Annotated in this window: 11 protein-coding genes and 2 riboswitches; of the genes, 5 read left to right on the forward strand and 6 right to left on the reverse strand. The window is 66.5% G+C overall.

The window, feature by feature from the left end:
• Nucleotides 1-32 precede the first annotated feature (32 nt).
• Both gcvH and gcvT read right to left on the reverse strand, forming a co-directional pair.
• Complete coding sequence (gene gcvH / locus NMB41_RS10510) at nt 33-413, reverse strand: glycine cleavage system protein GcvH (RefSeq protein ID WP_494382392.1); 381 nt, start codon at nt 411-413, stop codon at nt 33-35.
• Nucleotides 414-448: 35 nt separating this feature from the next.
• On the reverse strand, nt 449-1,579 hold the full coding sequence (gcvT, locus tag NMB41_RS10515) for a glycine cleavage system aminomethyltransferase GcvT (protein WP_494382393.1): 1,131 nt from the start codon (nt 1,577-1,579) through the stop codon (nt 449-451).
• Nucleotides 1,580-1,639: 60 nt separating this feature from the next.
• A riboswitch (glycine riboswitch) is annotated at nt 1,640-1,746 on the reverse strand.
• Nucleotides 1,747-1,763: 17 nt separating this feature from the next.
• Nucleotides 1,764-1,849: riboswitch (glycine riboswitch) on the reverse strand.
• Nucleotides 1,850-2,022: 173 nt separating this feature from the next.
• On the opposite strand from gcvT, the gene NMB41_RS10520 reads away from it, so the two are divergent.
• On the forward strand, nt 2,023-2,583 hold the full coding sequence (locus tag NMB41_RS10520; RefSeq protein ID WP_494382394.1) for an ATP-dependent Clp protease proteolytic subunit: 561 nt from the start codon (nt 2,023-2,025) through the stop codon (nt 2,581-2,583).
• A 250-nt stretch (nt 2,584-2,833) separates the two neighbouring features.
• Here the strand turns inward: NMB41_RS10520 and NMB41_RS10525 are convergent, their stop codons facing one another.
• Nucleotides 2,834-3,136 (reverse strand): hypothetical protein, encoded by a 303-nt coding sequence (locus NMB41_RS10525; RefSeq protein ID WP_494382395.1) that lies wholly within the window; start codon nt 3,134-3,136, stop codon nt 2,834-2,836.
• A gap of 202 nt (nt 3,137-3,338) precedes the next feature.
• On the reverse strand, nt 3,339-4,622 hold the full coding sequence (locus NMB41_RS10530; RefSeq protein ID WP_494382396.1) for a methyl-accepting chemotaxis protein: 1,284 nt from the start codon (nt 4,620-4,622) through the stop codon (nt 3,339-3,341).
• 241 nt (nt 4,623-4,863) lie between these two features.
• On the opposite strand from NMB41_RS10530, the gene NMB41_RS10535 reads away from it, so the two are divergent.
• Entirely contained in the window at nt 4,864-7,206 is a 2,343-nt protein-coding gene (locus NMB41_RS10535; RefSeq protein ID WP_494382397.1) for a DUF1631 family protein, read from the forward strand.
• A 12-nt stretch (nt 7,207-7,218) separates the two neighbouring features.
• On the opposite strand, the gene NMB41_RS10540 is transcribed toward NMB41_RS10535, so the two are convergent.
• A complete protein-coding gene (locus NMB41_RS10540; protein WP_494382398.1) occupies nt 7,219-7,860 on the reverse strand; it encodes an ABC transporter ATP-binding protein in 642 nt (213 codons plus the stop codon).
• A complete protein-coding gene (locus tag NMB41_RS10545) occupies nt 7,857-9,092 on the reverse strand; it encodes a hypothetical protein (RefSeq protein ID WP_494382399.1) in 1,236 nt (411 codons plus the stop codon). Before NMB41_RS10545 ends, NMB41_RS10540 begins: the two co-directional genes overlap by 4 nt.
• Before the next feature lie 207 nt (nt 9,093-9,299).
• Here NMB41_RS10545 and smc point away from each other — a divergent pair, with 207 nt between their 5' ends.
• Genes smc through ligA form a run of 3 tightly spaced genes read left to right on the forward strand, consistent with a single transcriptional unit; the run spans nt 9,300 to nt 16,310 of the window.
• Nucleotides 9,300-12,824, forward strand: a complete 3,525-nt coding sequence (smc, locus tag NMB41_RS10550; protein WP_494382400.1) for a chromosome segregation protein SMC — start codon at nt 9,300-9,302, stop codon at nt 12,822-12,824.
• Nucleotides 12,821-13,954 carry a cell division protein ZipA C-terminal FtsZ-binding domain-containing protein gene (locus tag NMB41_RS10555; protein WP_494382401.1) on the forward strand — a complete coding sequence of 378 codons (1,134 nt, stop codon included), beginning with the start codon at nt 12,821-12,823 and terminating at the stop codon, nt 13,952-13,954. The genes smc and NMB41_RS10555 overlap by 4 nt, the downstream gene beginning before the upstream one ends.
• A 7-nt stretch (nt 13,955-13,961) precedes the next feature.
• Nucleotides 13,962-16,310 (forward strand): NAD-dependent DNA ligase LigA, encoded by a 2,349-nt coding sequence (ligA, locus tag NMB41_RS10560; protein ID WP_494382402.1) that lies wholly within the window; start codon nt 13,962-13,964, stop codon nt 16,308-16,310.

Here is a 16,310-nt window from a genome sequence, read left to right on the forward strand (position 1 = left end):
GCGCGCAGCGCCCCGCAAGCTTGTCGTCAAAATCAGTTGCCGGTCGACTTGCCGTAGGCGTCGGCGTCCATCAGGCCGTCGTACGCGCCGGCGTCGGCTGGCTTGAGCTTGAACAGCCAGGCAGCGAAGGCATCGGTATTGATCGAGTCTGGCGCGTCGGCGGTTGCCTGGTTCACCTCAAGCACGGTGCCGGCGACCGGAGCGTAGATGTCGCTGGCGGCCTTGACCGATTCGACCACGGCGGCGTCCTGACCGGCCGTGAAAGCCTTGCCGACCTGCGGCAGTTCGACGAACACGATGTCGCCGAGTGCATCCTGCGCGAAGTCGGTGATGCCGACGGTCAGGCTACCGTCTGCTTCGCGGCGGACCCACTCGTGGGACTCGGTGTATTTCAGGTCGGTTGGAATATTCATGTGCAGGCTCCAGGTTTAGATAGGTCGATATTATATTAGACGGCCAGGACTTTGCCGTTGCGGACAAACGGCAGCTTGACGACGGTGGCGGCCAGCTTCTTGTCGCGGATCTCGACGTGCACGGTGTCGCCGATCGCGACGTCCATCGGCAGGCGCGCCAGGGCGATCGCCTGCTGCATCGAGGGGCTGAAGGTGCCGCTGGTGATTTCGCCCGCTTCGCCCGAGGCGGCCACGACGCGTTGGTGGGCGCGCAGGATGCCGCCTTTTTCGCGCAGGATCAGGCCCATGAACTGGGCGTTCTGGCCCTTGGCCTGCAGCGCGGCCTTGCCGATGAAGTCGCGCTCGGAGACCAGGTCGATGGTCCAGGCGAGACCGGCGTCGAGCGGGTTCACCGACTCGTCCATGTCCATGCCGTAGAGGTTCATGCCCGCTTCCAGGCGCAGCGTGTCGCGCGCGCCGAGGCCGGCCGGCTTGACGCCTGCGGCAACGAGCGCATTCCAGAGCGCCTCGACCTGGGTCGCCGGCACGCCGATTTCGAAGCCGTCTTCGCCGGTGTAGCCGGTGCGCGCGACCATCGCTTCACCGAAGGCGGTGTCCGGGACGATCACGACGTTGAAGGGTTTCATGTCCTGCGAAGCGGCTTGCGCGGTCGGCAGCACTTCCCAGACCTTGGCGCGTGCGTTCGGGCCCTGCACGGCGACCAGGGCAATCGCACGCTTTTTATCACCTTGAGCGTCGCGGCGCTCGGTGATGGTCAAGCCGCTGTTCGTGGCGTCGTTCTGCTGGCGCATCCAGGCCACGTCTTTTTCGGCGGTGCCGGCGTTGACGACCAGGCGGAACCAGTCTTCGCGGAAGAAGTAGACGATCAGGTCGTCGATGACCGTGCCTTCGGGATTGAGCATGCACGAGTAGAGCGCCTTGCCCGCCACCTGCAGCTTGTCGACGTTATTGGCCAGCAGGCCGCGCAGGAAAGGGCGGGCATTGGCGCCTTCGATGTCGACCACGCACATGTGCGAGACGTCGAACATGCCCGCGTCCGTACGCACGGCGTTGTGCTCTTCGATCTGCGAGCCGTAATTGACGGGCATGTCCCAGCCGCCGAAATCGACCATCTTGGCGCCAGCGGCGCGGTGTGCGGAATTGAGCGGGGTCGCTTTGAGCGTCATGGGAATCCTCAGGGCAGAATAATAGGGAGCCGCCACGCCGGACCTAACCGAACGTGTGCTGCGCGCCCCTCTGTCCTTGGTACCTGAGAGATAGCGATGTCAACATCGCCTGCCCCTTCGGTGGGCCCCGCGTTTTATAACCGTGGCCGCTCTCCAGAGTTGATCGAAGCACGCGTCGCGCGCCGACCCCTGACCGGTCCTTTTGCCTGAGAGTTTATGGGTGATGCCCCTTCGGCGCCAGCAGCAGCTGGTCTCTCCCGATCAAGACTGCGAAGAATATGTCACCCATGCCTGCCTGTCAATCTCGCAGGGCTTGCGGCGGCCTTCTTCTGCTCTGCAGGCAGCCCGCGCACCGTTGGCGTGCATGCGCGCAGGCTTTTTCCTCGATTTGTTAAACTGGCGTCCACACTTTGCGGGGCAAAATAACGGGGTAAAACGAATCTATGAGCGACGATAAAGCGAAAATGAGCAAGGAAGCCTGGTTCACCTTGTCGGGCGACGTCAACAGCGACATGGTGCACCGGGTGTTCGAGGCGGTCGGCCACATGACCGAGGACGGCATCGAAACGGCCCATGTGCTGGTGCAGTCGAACGGCGGCTATGTCAGCGACGGGCTGTGCCTGTACAACTTCCTGTCGAAGTCGCCGATCGAATTCGTGATGTACAACGGCGGGGCGGTGGCCTCGATCGCGGTCATCATGTACCTGTCGGGCAAGCGCCGCTACGCCAGCGAAACGGCGCGCTTCATGGTGCACAAGTCGCACGCGACGGCCTCGCCGGGCTCGCGCCCCGACGCGCTCAACATCATCGTCGAAGGCTTGCGGGCGGACGACGCGCGCACCGAGTCGATCCTGCGCAAGCACGTCGAGCTCAGCCCCGAGCAGTGGGCGATCCACCAGTATTCCGACCTGCACCTCAATTCTCGCGATGCCAAGACGGCCGGCATGATCAACGACGTCGTCGATTTCGCGCCGCCCAAGGGCGCTCACCTGCGCAATATCTGAAGGCCGCATTTTTACGATAAAAAGGCGTGCAAATATTATTTGCAGATTATGCATTACATGCAAAGAATGTTCGCATTCGCTAAAACTTTACCGGGCCTTTCGATCACCCGGCAGGAACAGCATTATATGGCTGAGTAATTCGGCCTGAATCCCCGACAATATCTGCGCCGCATAATAAAAGAGCCTGCAACGCATTCCTTCGCCAGGCTCTTTCATTTATCCGCCATGGTAAATGGCGGAATAAGGTCGATTACTTCTTTGCGTCGTTCTTGTGGCTTTGACGGCCAGCCGCGGCGTGCTGCTCAGGCGTACCGCCGCGCACGCCCGCACCTGCGCCCGAACGCGATCCCGCACCGGACTGCTTGTTGCCTTGGCGGCCCAGTTCGAGATTCTCTTCCTGGGCGCCGCTGCGCGAGCCTGCGCTGGAACCGGAGCGCGAACCGGAGCTTGACCCGGACTGCTTGTTCGCATCGTTCTTGTGGCTCTGGCGGCCGGCTTCCGCGTGCTGCTTGGGGGTGCCGCCCTGCTTACCTTTTCTCTGATTCGAGGCCATGATTATTTCCTTTCAATGTGTGAGAAATATGCCTGCTCGTCGAATGACTGCGTTCTTTCAGCAGTTGTTTTCGGTGCTGCAATCATGCGAGCGGTACAGTTGAACCGGTATCGGATGACCACCTGAGCCCGTGTAGGATGGGTTCCTACACATTGAAAATAATCCATACTTCAAATACTTCAATGTTTTTCGTTAGCGATTTTCAGAACTCTTCCCAATCCGCATCCGGTTTGGTCGCCGCGCGCCGGATCGGCGTGACCGTTTTCGCCGCCGCGGCTGCCGGTGCTGCTTTCGCCGCCGCCTTGCGCGCTGCCGGCCCCGCCTTCTTCATGACCGGCAACTGACGTACCGTGGACGGCGACGCTTCCTGCGCCGCGTCGCCCGCCAGCACGAAGCCGGTCGTGGCCCGCGTTAGCGTGGCGGCCTGTTCGCGCACGGCGGCGGCAGCGGCGGCCGACTGTTCGACCAGCGCCGCGTTCTGCTGGGTTGCCTGGTCCATCGCCGTGATGGCGCCGTTGACTTGCTCGATCCCGGCAGTCTGCTCGGCGCTGGCGGCGGCAATTTCGCCGATGATGTCGGTCACGCGCTTGACGCTGGTGACCACCTCGTCCATCGTGCGCCCGGCCTTGTCGACCAGCAGGGTGCCGGCGTCGACCTTGGCCACCGAATCGTCGATCAGGGCCTTGATTTCCTTGGCCGCCGCCGCCGAGCGCTGGGCCAGGCTGCGCACCTCCGAGGCGACGACGGCGAAGCCGCGCCCCTGTTCCCCGGCGCGGGCTGCTTCCACGGCCGCATTCAGGGCCAGGATATTCGTCTGGAAGGCGATCCCGTCGATCACGCCGATGATCTCGGCAATGCGTTTCGAGGAATCGTTGATCGAGGCCATGGTGCCGACCACGTCGGTGACCACGGCGCCGCCCTTGACCGCCACTTCCGAGGCCGACAGCGCCAGCTTGCTGGCCGTGTGCGCCGAGTCGGCGTTCTGACGCACGGTGGCGGTCAGTTCTTCCATCGAGGAGGCGGTTTCTTCGAGCGAGGCCGCTTGCTGCTCGGTGCGCCTGGACAAGTCCATGTTGCCGGCCGCGATTTCCGTGCTGCCGGTCACAATGCCGGCCGCGCCCGTGCGCACCTCGCCGATCATGCCCGCGAGCTTGCCGGCCAGCGCGGCGAGCGCGGCCATCAGCGCGGCGCCGTCGCCGCCCGCGGCGCTTGCCGCGCGCAGGCGCAGGTCGCCGCCGGCCACGCGCTCGGCCACTTGCACGGCCTCGTGCAGGGGCCGGCTCGCTTCGCCCGCGACCCAGGCGGCGAGCAAAGCCGTGAACCCCAGGCCAAAGCCGAGGCAGAGCAGGGCGCTCCCGCGCAAGGCCGCACCGGCCGCGCCGGCCTGGCCCAGCAGCCAGAGCAGGCAGCCGGCGCCGAGGGCGAACAGCAGCGCAAAAGCGCCAAGGATCTTGAACCTGGTGTCGAGTTGACGAATGTGTTTCATGGGAGCTTCCTCGGGCGGGATGGGTGAAAGGGGACCTTGTTATGTTAGGGAAACAAAATTGTGGACGGTTGCGTCATCGCAAAGTTAAAGATGCCGCTTGGACATGCCGTGAATGAAGAAGCGGGCAGCGCCCGCGACGGAAGAGGCGAAAAAGCCGCAATTTTCCTGCGTGACTATTGCCTTTCGGAAATAATGTGCAACAATAGGGTGTCGGCGCCTTGCGCCACAGGATGAACAAGCCATGGCCAATGCCGCCAACGAACCCGCCAGCCCAGTGTTGCCCGTGCTTCCGCGCGAGGTGCTGGCCGAGCTCGTGCGCGACGCCTGCGCCTGCGCCAACGAACAATTGACCGGCATGGTCAACCGGCTGGTGGCGGCCATGGCCGACATGACCAGCGCCGGGCTCGAGCCCCAGGCCGCCTACCGCCGCGCCAAGGCCGGCAAGCTCCTGCAAAGCAACTCCTACGCCTTCGTCCATCTGGCCGGCGAAGCGATCGAGCGCGCTCTGCGCGAAGCGGTCGACGAACTGGTGCCGGGCGCGAAAATCCGTGCCGGCGCCATTTCGCTGTCCCTGGTGCCGCTGGAAGTGATGGATAACCAGGTCGCCTTCGGCGCGCTCTGCCGTCCCTTCGAGATCGCCCATTCGGAAACCCTGGCCAGCTTGTCGGTGCGGATCGGCATGCTGCTCGGGCGCGAACTGCTGCGGCCCGGGCAGAATCCCTTCCGGCCCGAGGTGTTCGTCAGCGCCACCCACGATGCCTGGCGCGCTTTCACGCCCGAGGTCGAGGACCACCCGGTGCTGCTGCCGCTGCTGCGCCCCGAGCTCTTCATCGACCTGGGGCCGCTCCTGGCGGGGCTCGACGCCACCCTGCGCGCCCGCAGCAAGCAGGCGCGCGAGCGCTTCCACATCAGCAAGACCAGCGACCCCGGGCGCGGCCGCAAGAACGGCATGGACGCCGCCCTGGCCCAGCAGCTGCGCAGCCTGCTCGGCGGCGCGGAGGCGGACGGATCGACGGCGCTGGTGCCGGACTTGCCGAACATGCCGCAGGGGCAGGGCTGGCGTCCGAGTTCGGCGGCCGGCTTTGGCGTGGCCCCGGCGGGGGCCGCGACGGCGTCCGCGGTACAGGCGGGATCAAGCGGCCATCCAGGCGCTCCCGGGGTGCAGGCTGGATCAAGCGGGCCGGGAACAGGCTTGCCGGCCCTGGCCGGCAGCGGCGCGCCGGGTGCGGCATCCCCGACGCCTGGCCAGCACGCCTCGCTGCTCGACCTGCTGGCAAGCCTGCAATTGCCAGCCGCCGCCAACGGCGCAGGCCAGGCAACCGGCGCGCCGGCGGCCCAGCCGCACAATGTCTTCTACCTGCCGCGCTTCAAGCAAAGCCTGCCCCAGGGCGCCCTGTCGCGCGGCGAAGAAAACACGCTCGACCTGCTGTCGCGCATTTTCGAAACCGTGCTGCTCGACGACAGCATCCCGCCCGAGACGCGCGAACTGATCCGCTTCCTGCAGGTGCCGGTGCTCAAAGCGGCGCTGCTCGACCAGGACTTCTTCTTCGAGGAAGCCCACCCGGCGCGGCGCATGATCGACCTGCTCTCGAACATGGGCTGGGAAGGGCGCAAGGGCGGCGACGACCCGGTGGTGCAGGCCATGCGGCGCGGCGTCGACCGCATCGGGCGCGAAGGCGAGTCGCAGCCGGCCGCCTTTGCCGAAGCGGTGGCCGAACTCGAAGCCCAGCTGCTGGTCGAGGAACGCGCGGCCGAGGAAGCGATCGCGGCGCCCATCGCGCGCGCCACCAGAATCGAAAAGCAGACCGTGGCCGCCCGTTCGGCGCGCCAGGCGGTGCAGGTCCGCGTGGCCGACGGCGAGTTGATTGGCCTGGTGTCGGGCTTCCTGGAGCAGCGCTGGGTCGACGTGCTGACCTTCGCCGGGGTGATCGACGAAGAACGTCCGGGTGCGCTCGACAACGCCACCCGCACCATGGACGAACTGGTCTGGACCGTGAAGCCGAAAGCGACGCAGGAACAGCGCAAGGTCCTGATCAACAAGCTCCCTGGCCTGCTCACCGCGCTCAACAAATGGCTCGATGCGATCAAATGGCAGGACGCCGAGCGCCTGCAGTTTTTCGCCGAACTGGCGAAATGCCACCTCTCGATCGTGCGCGCCCCGATCGAACTGTCGCCCGAGCGCCAGCTCGAGCTGGCGGTGGAGGCGGCCCAGCAGGACGCCCTGCGCCGCATCGCCCTGGAACAGGCCGCGGCGGCCCAGGAAGACACGCTTGAAAAGGACGATGCCGCCCTGACGGTCGACGAATTGGAGCGCGGCATGCGCATCGAGTTCACCCAGCTTGACGGCAGCGTACGCAAGGTCAAGCTGGCCTGGGTCAGTCCGCGGCGCTCGCTCTTCATCTTTTCGAGCGGCCTGCGCCAGGAGTCGTTTTCCCTCAGCGCCGACAAGTTGCTCGAGGCCGTGCGCGCCGGCCGCCTCGCCGTGCTGGCGCTCGAGGGCGTGGTCGGCCGCGTGCTCACCGCCGCCATGCAGGACGCCGTCAACGACCCCGCGCCCCCCGGCGCCGCGCGCCAGGCCGGATAAGGCAGCCTTGCCTCAGTCCTGCGCCGCTCCCAGGCGCAGGCGCCGGGCCCCGGTGGCATCGATGAATTCACGGTCGTGGGTCGAAAAGAAGAACAGGCGCTTCGCCCCTTCCTGGCGGATGTGCGCCGCCAGGAAGCCCCAGGCCTCGGCGTCGATCCCGTTGGTCGGTTCGTCCAGCACCACCAGCGGCGCGGGACTCATCAAGCCACTGAGCAGCATGAACTTCTTGCGCGTCCCGAGCGACATCGCGTCGAAGCGCTTGTCCATGTGCGGGCCCAGGCCCAGGCCTTCGATCAGGTCTCCGGCATCGTCCAGGTCGCGCCTGCCGCGCAGGGCGTCCACCATCACCAGAAACTCCACCCCGCGCATGAAGTCGTAGGCCACCGGTTCGTCCGGCACATAGACCAGCTGGGCTTTCGCGCGCGCCGGATGGCGTTTCATGTCGTGGCCGGCGATCCGGATCGTTCCGTCCTGCGGGGACTCGACGCCGCAGACGAGCGAAATGAGCGTGGACTTGCCGCTGCCGTTGACGCCGACCAGGGCCACCGCGCCCGGCGCGCAGGAAAACGAGAGCTGCTCGAACACGGTTTGGCCGTCGAAGCGCATGGCGAGGGTGTCGACCTCGAGCAGGGGCGCAAGGGAAATGCTGGTCATAGATTGAATGCGATCAGAAGTGCCGCCGCGACGAGCGCGAATTTGGCGAGGTTGGCGTCCTTGTGGCGCTGCAGGACCGGAAGGCCGAGCAGCGGGAGCCAGGCCAGCCAGTAAGCGCCGGCGCCGGCCATCGAGAGCGTCGCCGTATGCTGCGCGCCGAAGCGCCAGGCCAGGGCGGCGAGCGTGGCCCCGAACAGCAGCGCGGTCAGGCCGAGCACCAGCCATTGCGCCGCCAGCACCATGCGCAGCCGGGCGAAGGGCATGCTGCGCAGCAGGGGCGCGAGGACCAGTCCGCCCTGGTGCAGGGTATAGAAATAGCCGGAACTGAAGCAGATGCTCAGGGCGCAGCCCACGTGCAGAAAGGCGCGCGCCTCCTCGACCTTGTTGGCATACACGATCATCCACCAGGCCGCCAGTTGCGGCAGGCCGGCCAGCAGCAGGCGCATCGCCGCATCGTAACGGTGCTGCTCGAGCAGCAGGGCCGCCTGGACGCGCAGCAGGATCAGGGGGCGCCACGGCGGCGCGCCTTCTGTACGGGACGCGCGTTCCAGCGGCGCGTCGCTCTCTGCCATGCAGGCGTACACGGTCGCCGCCAGTGCGGCCAGCGCCGCCGGCGCCAGCAGGAAGGAATGCAGCCAGGGCGCGCCGACCAGGATGGCCAGCACCGCGCCGGCGCCGAGGCGGGCGCGCATGTGCGGGCCGAAGGCCACCGCCCGGGCGGTCGCGATCGTCAAGGCGGCATACAGCAGCAGGTAGAGCGGGAAGCGCTCGTCGACGCCCAGCGCATGCTCCGAGCGCCCGGCGATCCAGAGTGCGACCGCAAAGGGCAGCAGGAACACCGGCAAGGCCAGGCCGAGAACCGACAGGTCGACCAGGCGCTGGACAGGGCGCGGCAGCGGCAGGCTGCGGCTGTAGCGGGCCAGGGCGCCGCCGCGGATGAAGGGGCCATGGATGCTGGTCCAGGCGGCCACCAGCGCCATCCACCCGGCCGCGAAGGCGAGGTCCGGCCCGATGCTGCCGGGCGCGCGCCAGAAATGCAGCAGGGGCTCGGCCAGCAGGCTGGGGCGCTCCCTGAACAGGATGCCGAACAGCGCCATGAACAGCATGATGGCCTGGCTGTAGCGGCGGTAGAGGGCCATCGACTGCCTGCGGAAGGCGTCGCGCCGGATCCGGTACAGGATCATGAAGGCGGGGTGCGCTTCCCGCTTGGCGAACATCCTTGTGTCGTGCATGCGCCGGAATTCCTCGTGCCTGGGCCGGAAGTGGTTTTGGATTATCGCACATTGAATTAAGGCAACGATGCCCTGCGATGGCCGCCCCGCCGGCAGCGTGGAATGCGGCAGCCGGCCCGCCTGCCTGCTCACCTATGAACTTGGCTCAATTGCAAGCAACAAATGGTATGATGCGTCCTTTATCGATTCCCGAGTAGCCGAAGCAACGTGCGACTATCCTCCATTAAATTGTCGGGATTCAAGTCTTTCGTCGATCCCACCAATTTCCAGGTGCCTGGGCAGCTGGTTGGCGTGGTCGGCCCGAATGGATGCGGCAAGTCGAACATCATCGATGCCGTGCGCTGGGTGCTGGGCGAATCGAAAGCGTCGGAGTTGCGCGGCGAGTCGATGCAGGACGTGATCTTCAACGGCTCGACCCACCGCAAGCCATCGGGCCGGGCCTCGGTCGAACTCGTGTTCGACAACTCGCTCGGCAAGGCCGCCGGCCAGTGGGGCCAGTACGGCGAGATCGCCGTCAAGCGCACGCTGACGCGCGACGGCACCTCCACCTATTACATCAACAGCCAGCCGGTGCGCCGGCGCGACATCCAGGACATCTTCCTCGGCACCGGTCTCGGTCCGCGCGCCTACGCCATCATCGGCCAGGGCATGATCTCGCGCATCATCGAGTCGCGCCCGGAAGAACTGCGCGTCTTCCTCGAAGAAGCGGCGGGCGTCTCGAAGTACAAGGAACGGCGCCGCGAAACCGAAAACCGCCTGTCGGACACCCGCGAAAACCTGCTGCGGGTCGAAGACATCCTGCGCGAACTGAACGCCAACCTGGATAAACTCGAAGCGCAGGCGGCAGTGGCAATGCGCTTCCAGCAGATGCAAAGCGACCAGGAAGAAAAGCAGAAGCTGCTCTGGCTCTTGCGCAAGAACGAGGCCAAACTGGAACAGACGCGCTGGTTCCGCGAGATGGAAGAAGCGCAAAACAGCCTGGAAGAGCAGACCGCGAAGCTGCGCAATGTCGAACTCGAACTCGAGCACCTGCGCCAGCACCATTTTTCGGTCGGCGACCGCCTGCACACGGCGCAAGGCGCGCTGTACCAGACCAATTCCGAGATCGGCAGCCTGGAAGCCCAGATCAAGTTCGTGATCGAGTCGCGCACCCGCCTGCAAAACCAGCTCGGCACCTTGAGCGCGCAGCGCGACGGGTGGCTGGCGCAGGCGCAGGAATACGAAGAACAGATCGAGGAAGCGACCTACAAGGTCGAGGAGCTGGCCGCGCGCGCGGAAGGCGCGCAGATCGCGGTCGAAGCCCAGAACGAGCGCCTGCCGGAACTCGACGCCGCCTGGCGCGACGCCCAGCGCCGCGGCGACGAAGGGCGCGCCCGCATCGGCGAAGTGCGCCAGCGGATCGAACTGGCCGCCGCCCACGGCCGCAATGCCGGCAACATTTTGAATGGCCTGGCCACGCGCCGCGAACGCCTGCAGGCCGAGAAGAAGGCCCTCGCGCCGCCCGACAGCGCCCACCTGGCCAACCTGCGCATGCAGCTCGAGGAAAAGCAGCAGGCGCTGGAAGAACAGACCCTGCTGCAGGAAGAAGCCTCGGCCTTGCAGGACGCGGCGGAGACCGAGCGGCGCGAAGCCCACGCACAGTCGCAGCGCGAGTCGACCACCAACGCCCAATTGGAAGCGCGCCTGTCGGCATTAAAACAGCTGCAGGAACGCGTGCAGACCCAGGGCAAGGTCGCGCCCTGGCTGAAAAAACACGAACTCGATACGCTGCCGCGCCTGTGGCAAAAGGTGCAGGTCGACGAGGGCTGGGAGACGGCGCTGGAAGCGGTGCTGCGCGAACGCGCGGGCGCGCTGGAGCTGTCGAACATCGACTGGGCCAAGGCCTTTGTCGGCGACGCGCCGCCGGCGCGCCTGGCGCTGTATGCGCCAATGCCGGGTGCGCCGGCCGCGCAGGAAGTCATGGGACTGAAGTCCTTCGCCAGCCTGTTGAAACTGAACGACCCCGGCCTGCGCGGCGTGCTCAACGACTGGCTGCACCTGGTGTTTACTGCCGAGACGGCGAGCGAAGCCTTCGCCGAGCGCGCGCGCCTGCCGCAGGGCGGCAGTTTTGTCACGCGCCAGGGCCATGTGATCACGGCGTCGAGCGTGCGCTTCTACGCGGCCGATGCCGAGCAGGACGGCATGCTCGGGCGCCAGCACGATATCGACAACATCGGTAAACAATTGCGCGCCCAGGTCTTGCTGACCGACGAAGCGCGCACCCGCGCCACGCGCGCCGACGCGGCCGTGACGGAACTGACGCGCCGCCTGCAGGACGCGCGGGCGCGCATCGCCACGCTGCAGCGCGAGACCCACGCGCTGCAGATCGAGGTCGTGCGCCAGAACGAAGTCGAATCGCGCTTCAACCAGCGCAGCAGCCAGATCGACGTCGACCTGGCCGAGATCGCGGCCCAGGACGAAGAGCAGCGCATGGTCCAGCAAGAGGCCGAGCAGCAGTTCGAACAATTGGACATGGAACTGGCCGAACTGCAGGGCAGCTTCGAAGACGGCCAGACCCTGTTCCTGCAGCGCGAAGCGGCGCTGTCGGAGGCGCGCGAGAAGCTGCGCGACCTGGAGCGCGGCGCGCAGGAAGCACTGTTCGCCGAAAAGACGGGCCGCGCGAAGATCGAGGAACTGCGGCGCAGCATCGCCACCGCCACGCAGCAGGCCGCGCAAGTGGCCGATTCGCTCGCCAGCGGCAAGGAAGAACTGACGGCGCTCGAAAGCGGCTCCGCCCACGAGGGCTTGCAGGAACTGCTCGACCGCCGCACGGCGCAGGAAAAGGCTTTGTCGGATGCGCGCCATGAGCTCGACCAGGTGGCGCAGCAGTTGCGCCACGCCGAGGAAGGGCGCATGGGCTCCGAGCGCAGCCTGCAGCCGCAGCGCGACCGCATCACCGAGATGCAGCTCAAGGAACAGGCGGCGCGCCTGAACCAGGAACAGTTCGCCGAAGCCCTGGCCGCCACCGGCGCCGACGAAGCCCTGCTCGCCGAAAAGCTCGACCCCGACCTGAAACCCCAATACCTGCAGGGCGAGGTCACGCGCCTGACGAACGCCATTGCGGCGCTGGGCGCGGTCAACCTGGCCGCGGTCGAGGAACTGGCCACGGCCAGCGAGAGGAAGCGCTTCCTCGATTCGCAGAACGCCGATTTGAACGAAGCGATCAATACGCTGGAAGACGCGATCCGCCGCATCGACAAGGAAACGCGCGACCTGCTGCAGGACACTTTTGAACGCGTGAACACGCATTTCTCGGAGCTGTTCCCGATCCTGTTCGGCGGCGGCAATGCGCGCCTGGTGATGACCGGCGACGAAATCCTGGATGCCGGCGTCCAGGTGATGGCCCAGCCGCCGGGCAAGAAGAACGCCACCATCCATTTGCTCTCGGGCGGCGAGAAGGCCCTGACGGCGACTGCCCTCGTGTTTTCGATGTTCCGCCTGAACCCGGCGCCATTCTGCCTGCTGGACGAGGTCGACGCGCCGCTGGACGACGCCAATACCGAGCGCTTCTGCCGCATGGTCAAGCGCATGTCCGAACATACCCAATTCCTTTTCATTTCGCACAATAAGATTGCGATGGAAATGGCCAATCAACTGATCGGTGTGACGATGCAGGAGCAGGGCGTATCGCGCATCGTGGCGGTGGACATGGAGTCCGCCGCCCACTTCTCACAAGAGGCACAAGCAGCATGACAGACCTTCAAATGAGCCTGATCGCGGCGGGCGGCGTCTTCGTCGTCGGCGTCATCTCCTATAACAAGTGGCAGGAGCACAAGGCGCGTAAAAGCGTCGAACGCGCCTTCGCTTCCGATCACGACGACGTCCTGATGCGCCCCGACGGCACCCCAGGCGAACGCAGCGAACCGGTGCTGGAACTGGGCGCCACGCCGCCGCTCGGGCCGGTCGAGCCAGGCTTCGGCACCGGCGCACCGGGCGCCGGTGCTTCCGGCGCTTCCGATGCCACGGAAGCGCTGGAGCCCGTCGCGCCGCTGCCGGGCACGACGCCGGATACGCCCCCGGCTGAACTGGCCGAGAACCTGGTCGACCCGCTGATCGACTGCATGATCCCGCTGGCCCTCGAGGGCGCGGCGCGCGGCGACAAGATCCTGCCGGCCCTGCACAAGCTGCGCCGGGTCGGCAACAAGCCGATCCACTTCATCGGCCTGGCCGTGAACGGCGACTGGGAGCCGATCGTGCATGGCGGCGTCTACACCAAGCTGCAGGCGGGCGTCCAGATGGCCACCCGCACCACCAGCCTGAACGAACTGGAATACTCGGAACTGGTGACGCGCCTGCGCGCGGTGGCCGACGAAATCGGCGCCGAGCCGGAAGTGCCGGACATGATCGAAGTGATGAGCGAAGCGCGCACCCTGCACAAATTCGTCGCCGGCCACGACGCCCAGCTGGGCGTGAACCTGAAATCGAACGGCGCCCCATGGCCCATGTCGACCCTGATCGGCGCACTGGAAAAGGCCGGCTTCGACGTGCGTCCCGACGGGCGCTTCGCCATGCCTGACGGCGCCGGCGGCGTGCTGTTTACGCTCTCGACCAATGTCACGCTGGGCGCCGACAACACCGACCGCCTGACCTTGCTCCTCGACGTGCCTTGCGTGGCCCCCGCGCGCGACGGCTTCGGCGCCATGGTGAAAGCGGCGCGCGACCTGATGCTGCGCCTGGACGCGACCATCGTCGACGACTTCGAGCAGCCGCTGCTCGACCCGGCGCTGGACGACATCGCCGGCCAGGTGAAGGAGTTCTATACCGAGATGGAAGCGGCCGACATCCCGGCCGGCTCGACCCGCGCGCTGCGCCTGTTCAGCTGAGGCCTGGATGAACGAACAAGTCGATGCTATTGCGCGCATGGGGGCGCTGGTCGAGGAACTGAACCGCCATATCTACAACTACCACGTGCTCGACGCGCCGACGATTCCCGACGCCGAGTACGACCGCATGTTCGTCGAGCTGCAGGCGCTGGAAGCGGCGCACCCGGAGGCGGTCTCGCCGGACACGCCGACCTCGCGCGTGGGCGCGGCGCCCATCCCCGAATTCAAGCAGGTGACGCATGCGGTGCCGATGCTGTCGCTGAACAACGGTTTCGAGATTGAAGACGTCGACAACTTCGACCGCCGCGTGCGCGATGGGTTGGATAACGGCGAAGTGGCGTACGTCGCCGAGCTGAAATTCGACGGCCTGGCGATGAGCCTGCGCTATGAAAACGGGATCTTCGTGCAGGCCGCCACCCGCGGCGACGGCTATACCGGGGAAGACGTGACGGCGAATATCCGCACGGTGCGCGTGATTCCGCTGCGCCTGCATGGCGACGACATCCCCGAGGTGCTGGAAGTGCGCGGCGAAGTCTTGATGTTCAAGGACGATTTCGCCAAGCTCAATCAGCGCCAGCGCGACGCCGGCCAGAAGGAATTCGCCAATCCGAGGAATGCCGCCGCCGGCAGCCTGCGCCAGCTCGACGCCCGCATCACGGCCCAGCGAAAACTGCGCTTCTTCGCCTACGGTATCGGCCTGCTCGAAGGCGCGCCCATGCCGGAATCGCATTCGAAGGTGCTCGACTGGTTCGACCGCCTCGGCCTGCCGGTCTCGAAAGAGCGCGCCGTGGTCATGGGGCGTGAAGGCCTGCTCGACTACTACCGCACTATCGGTGAAAAGCGCGGCGGCCTCCCATATGAGATCGACGGCGTGGTGTACAAGGTCGACCGCCTGGCGGACCAGCGCGCGCTCGGTTTCGTCTCGCGCGCGCCGCGCTTTGCGCTGGCCCACAAATTTCCGGCCGAAGAAGCGCTGACGGTGGTCTCGGCCATCGACGTGCAGGTCGGGCGCACCGGGGCGATCACGCCGGTGGCGCGCCTGGTGCCGGTGTCGGTGGGCGGCGTGACCGTCACCAACGCGACCCTGCACAACGAGGACGAAGTGCGCCGCAAGGACGTGCGCGTGGGCGACACGGTGGTGGTGCGGCGCGCCGGCGACGTGATTCCGGAGGTGCTGTCGGTGGTGCTGGAACGCCGCCCGGTTCCGGAGCCGGCCGCCTACACGCTGCCGAATGTGTGCCCGGTCTGCGGCTCGCACGTGGTGCGCGAAGAAGGCGAATCGGTGGCGCGCTGCTCGGGCGGCCTGTCCTGCGCGGCCCAGAGAAAAGAAGCGATCCGCCACTTCGCCGGCCGGCGCATGATGGACATCGAGGGCCTGGGCGACCGCTATATCGACAGCCTGGTCGAATGCAGCCTGATCCACGGCGTGGCCGACCTCTACACGCTGACCCTGGACGACCTGCTGCGCATGAAGCGCCTGGCCGACGAAAAAGAGGGCAGCACGCCCGAGACCGTAAAACAGGGCAAGGTGCCGACCAAATGGGCCGACAACCTCCTGAACGCGATCGCGGCCAGCAAGCAGCCGCCACTCGAGCGCCTGCTGTTCGCGCTCGGCATCCGGCATGTGGGCGAATCGACCGCCAAGACCCTGGCCGACTGGCTGGGCAGCCTGGCGCTGGTACGCCGTGCGCCGGCCGCCTTGCTGCGCGTACTGCCCGACATCGGTGGCACCGTGGCCGAGTCGATTGCCGACTTCTTCATCGAGCCGAAGAACCAGGCCGCGCTCGACGCGTTGCTGGCGACGGGCGTGGCGCCGCAGGGCGAGCATCCTCCGAAGGCGGCGCTGCGCGAGCGCCTGGACGAGGTGGCCCTGCTGGCCGCACTCGGCATTCCGAAACTGACCGAGCCGCGCGCGCGCCAGCTGCTGGCCGGGCGTACACTCGAAGACCTGGCCCACCTGAAGGTGTTCAGCGTGTTCGGCCTGCCTGACTTGCTTGTCGCTTCCCTTGATGCCTGGATGGCGGTGCCGGCCAACCGCGAAGCCTTGCTGGCGCTGGCCAGCCTGCGCGGCACGCTGATCGACACGCTGCCGCAGGAGTTTGAGACCGAGCAGGGTGTGCTCAGCGGCCAGACCTTTGTCCTGACCGGGACGCTGCCGACCATGTCGCGCGACGAGGCCGGCGCGCTGATCGAGGCGGCGGGCGGCAAGGTATCGAGTTCGGTATCGAAGAAAACCTCCTATGTGGTGGCGGGAGCGGAGGCCGGCAGCAAGCTGGCCAAGGCCGAGTCGCTCGGCGTGACCGTGCTCGACGAAGCGGGCCTGCTGGCCCTGCTGGCGGCAGCGCCGGGTGCATGA

The sequence above is a fragment of the Massilia sp. FBCC-B171 genome (genome assembly GCF_059134155.1).

Excerpts from the sequence above, each read along its gene's own strand:
- gcvH (WP_494382392.1), bottom strand. The coding sequence starts at position 413 with ATGAATATTCCAACCGACCTGAAATACACCGAGTCCCACGAGTGGGTC.
- gcvT (WP_494382393.1), bottom strand. The coding sequence starts at position 1,579 with ATGACGCTCAAAGCGACCCCGCTCAATTCCGCACACCGCGCCGCTGGC.
- NMB41_RS10520 (WP_494382394.1), top strand. The coding sequence starts at position 2,023 with ATGAGCGACGATAAAGCGAAAATGAGCAAGGAAGCCTGGTTCACCTTG.
- NMB41_RS10525 (WP_494382395.1), bottom strand. The coding sequence starts at position 3,136 with ATGGCCTCGAATCAGAGAAAAGGTAAGCAGGGCGGCACCCCCAAGCAG.
- NMB41_RS10530 (WP_494382396.1), bottom strand. The coding sequence starts at position 4,622 with ATGAAACACATTCGTCAACTCGACACCAGGTTCAAGATCCTTGGCGCT.
- NMB41_RS10535 (WP_494382397.1), top strand. The coding sequence starts at position 4,864 with ATGGCCAATGCCGCCAACGAACCCGCCAGCCCAGTGTTGCCCGTGCTT.
- NMB41_RS10540 (WP_494382398.1), bottom strand. The coding sequence starts at position 7,860 with ATGACCAGCATTTCCCTTGCGCCCCTGCTCGAGGTCGACACCCTCGCC.
- NMB41_RS10545 (WP_494382399.1), bottom strand. The coding sequence starts at position 9,092 with ATGCACGACACAAGGATGTTCGCCAAGCGGGAAGCGCACCCCGCCTTC.
- NMB41_RS10555 (WP_494382401.1), top strand. The coding sequence starts at position 12,821 with ATGACAGACCTTCAAATGAGCCTGATCGCGGCGGGCGGCGTCTTCGTC.
- ligA (WP_494382402.1), top strand. The coding sequence starts at position 13,962 with ATGAACGAACAAGTCGATGCTATTGCGCGCATGGGGGCGCTGGTCGAG.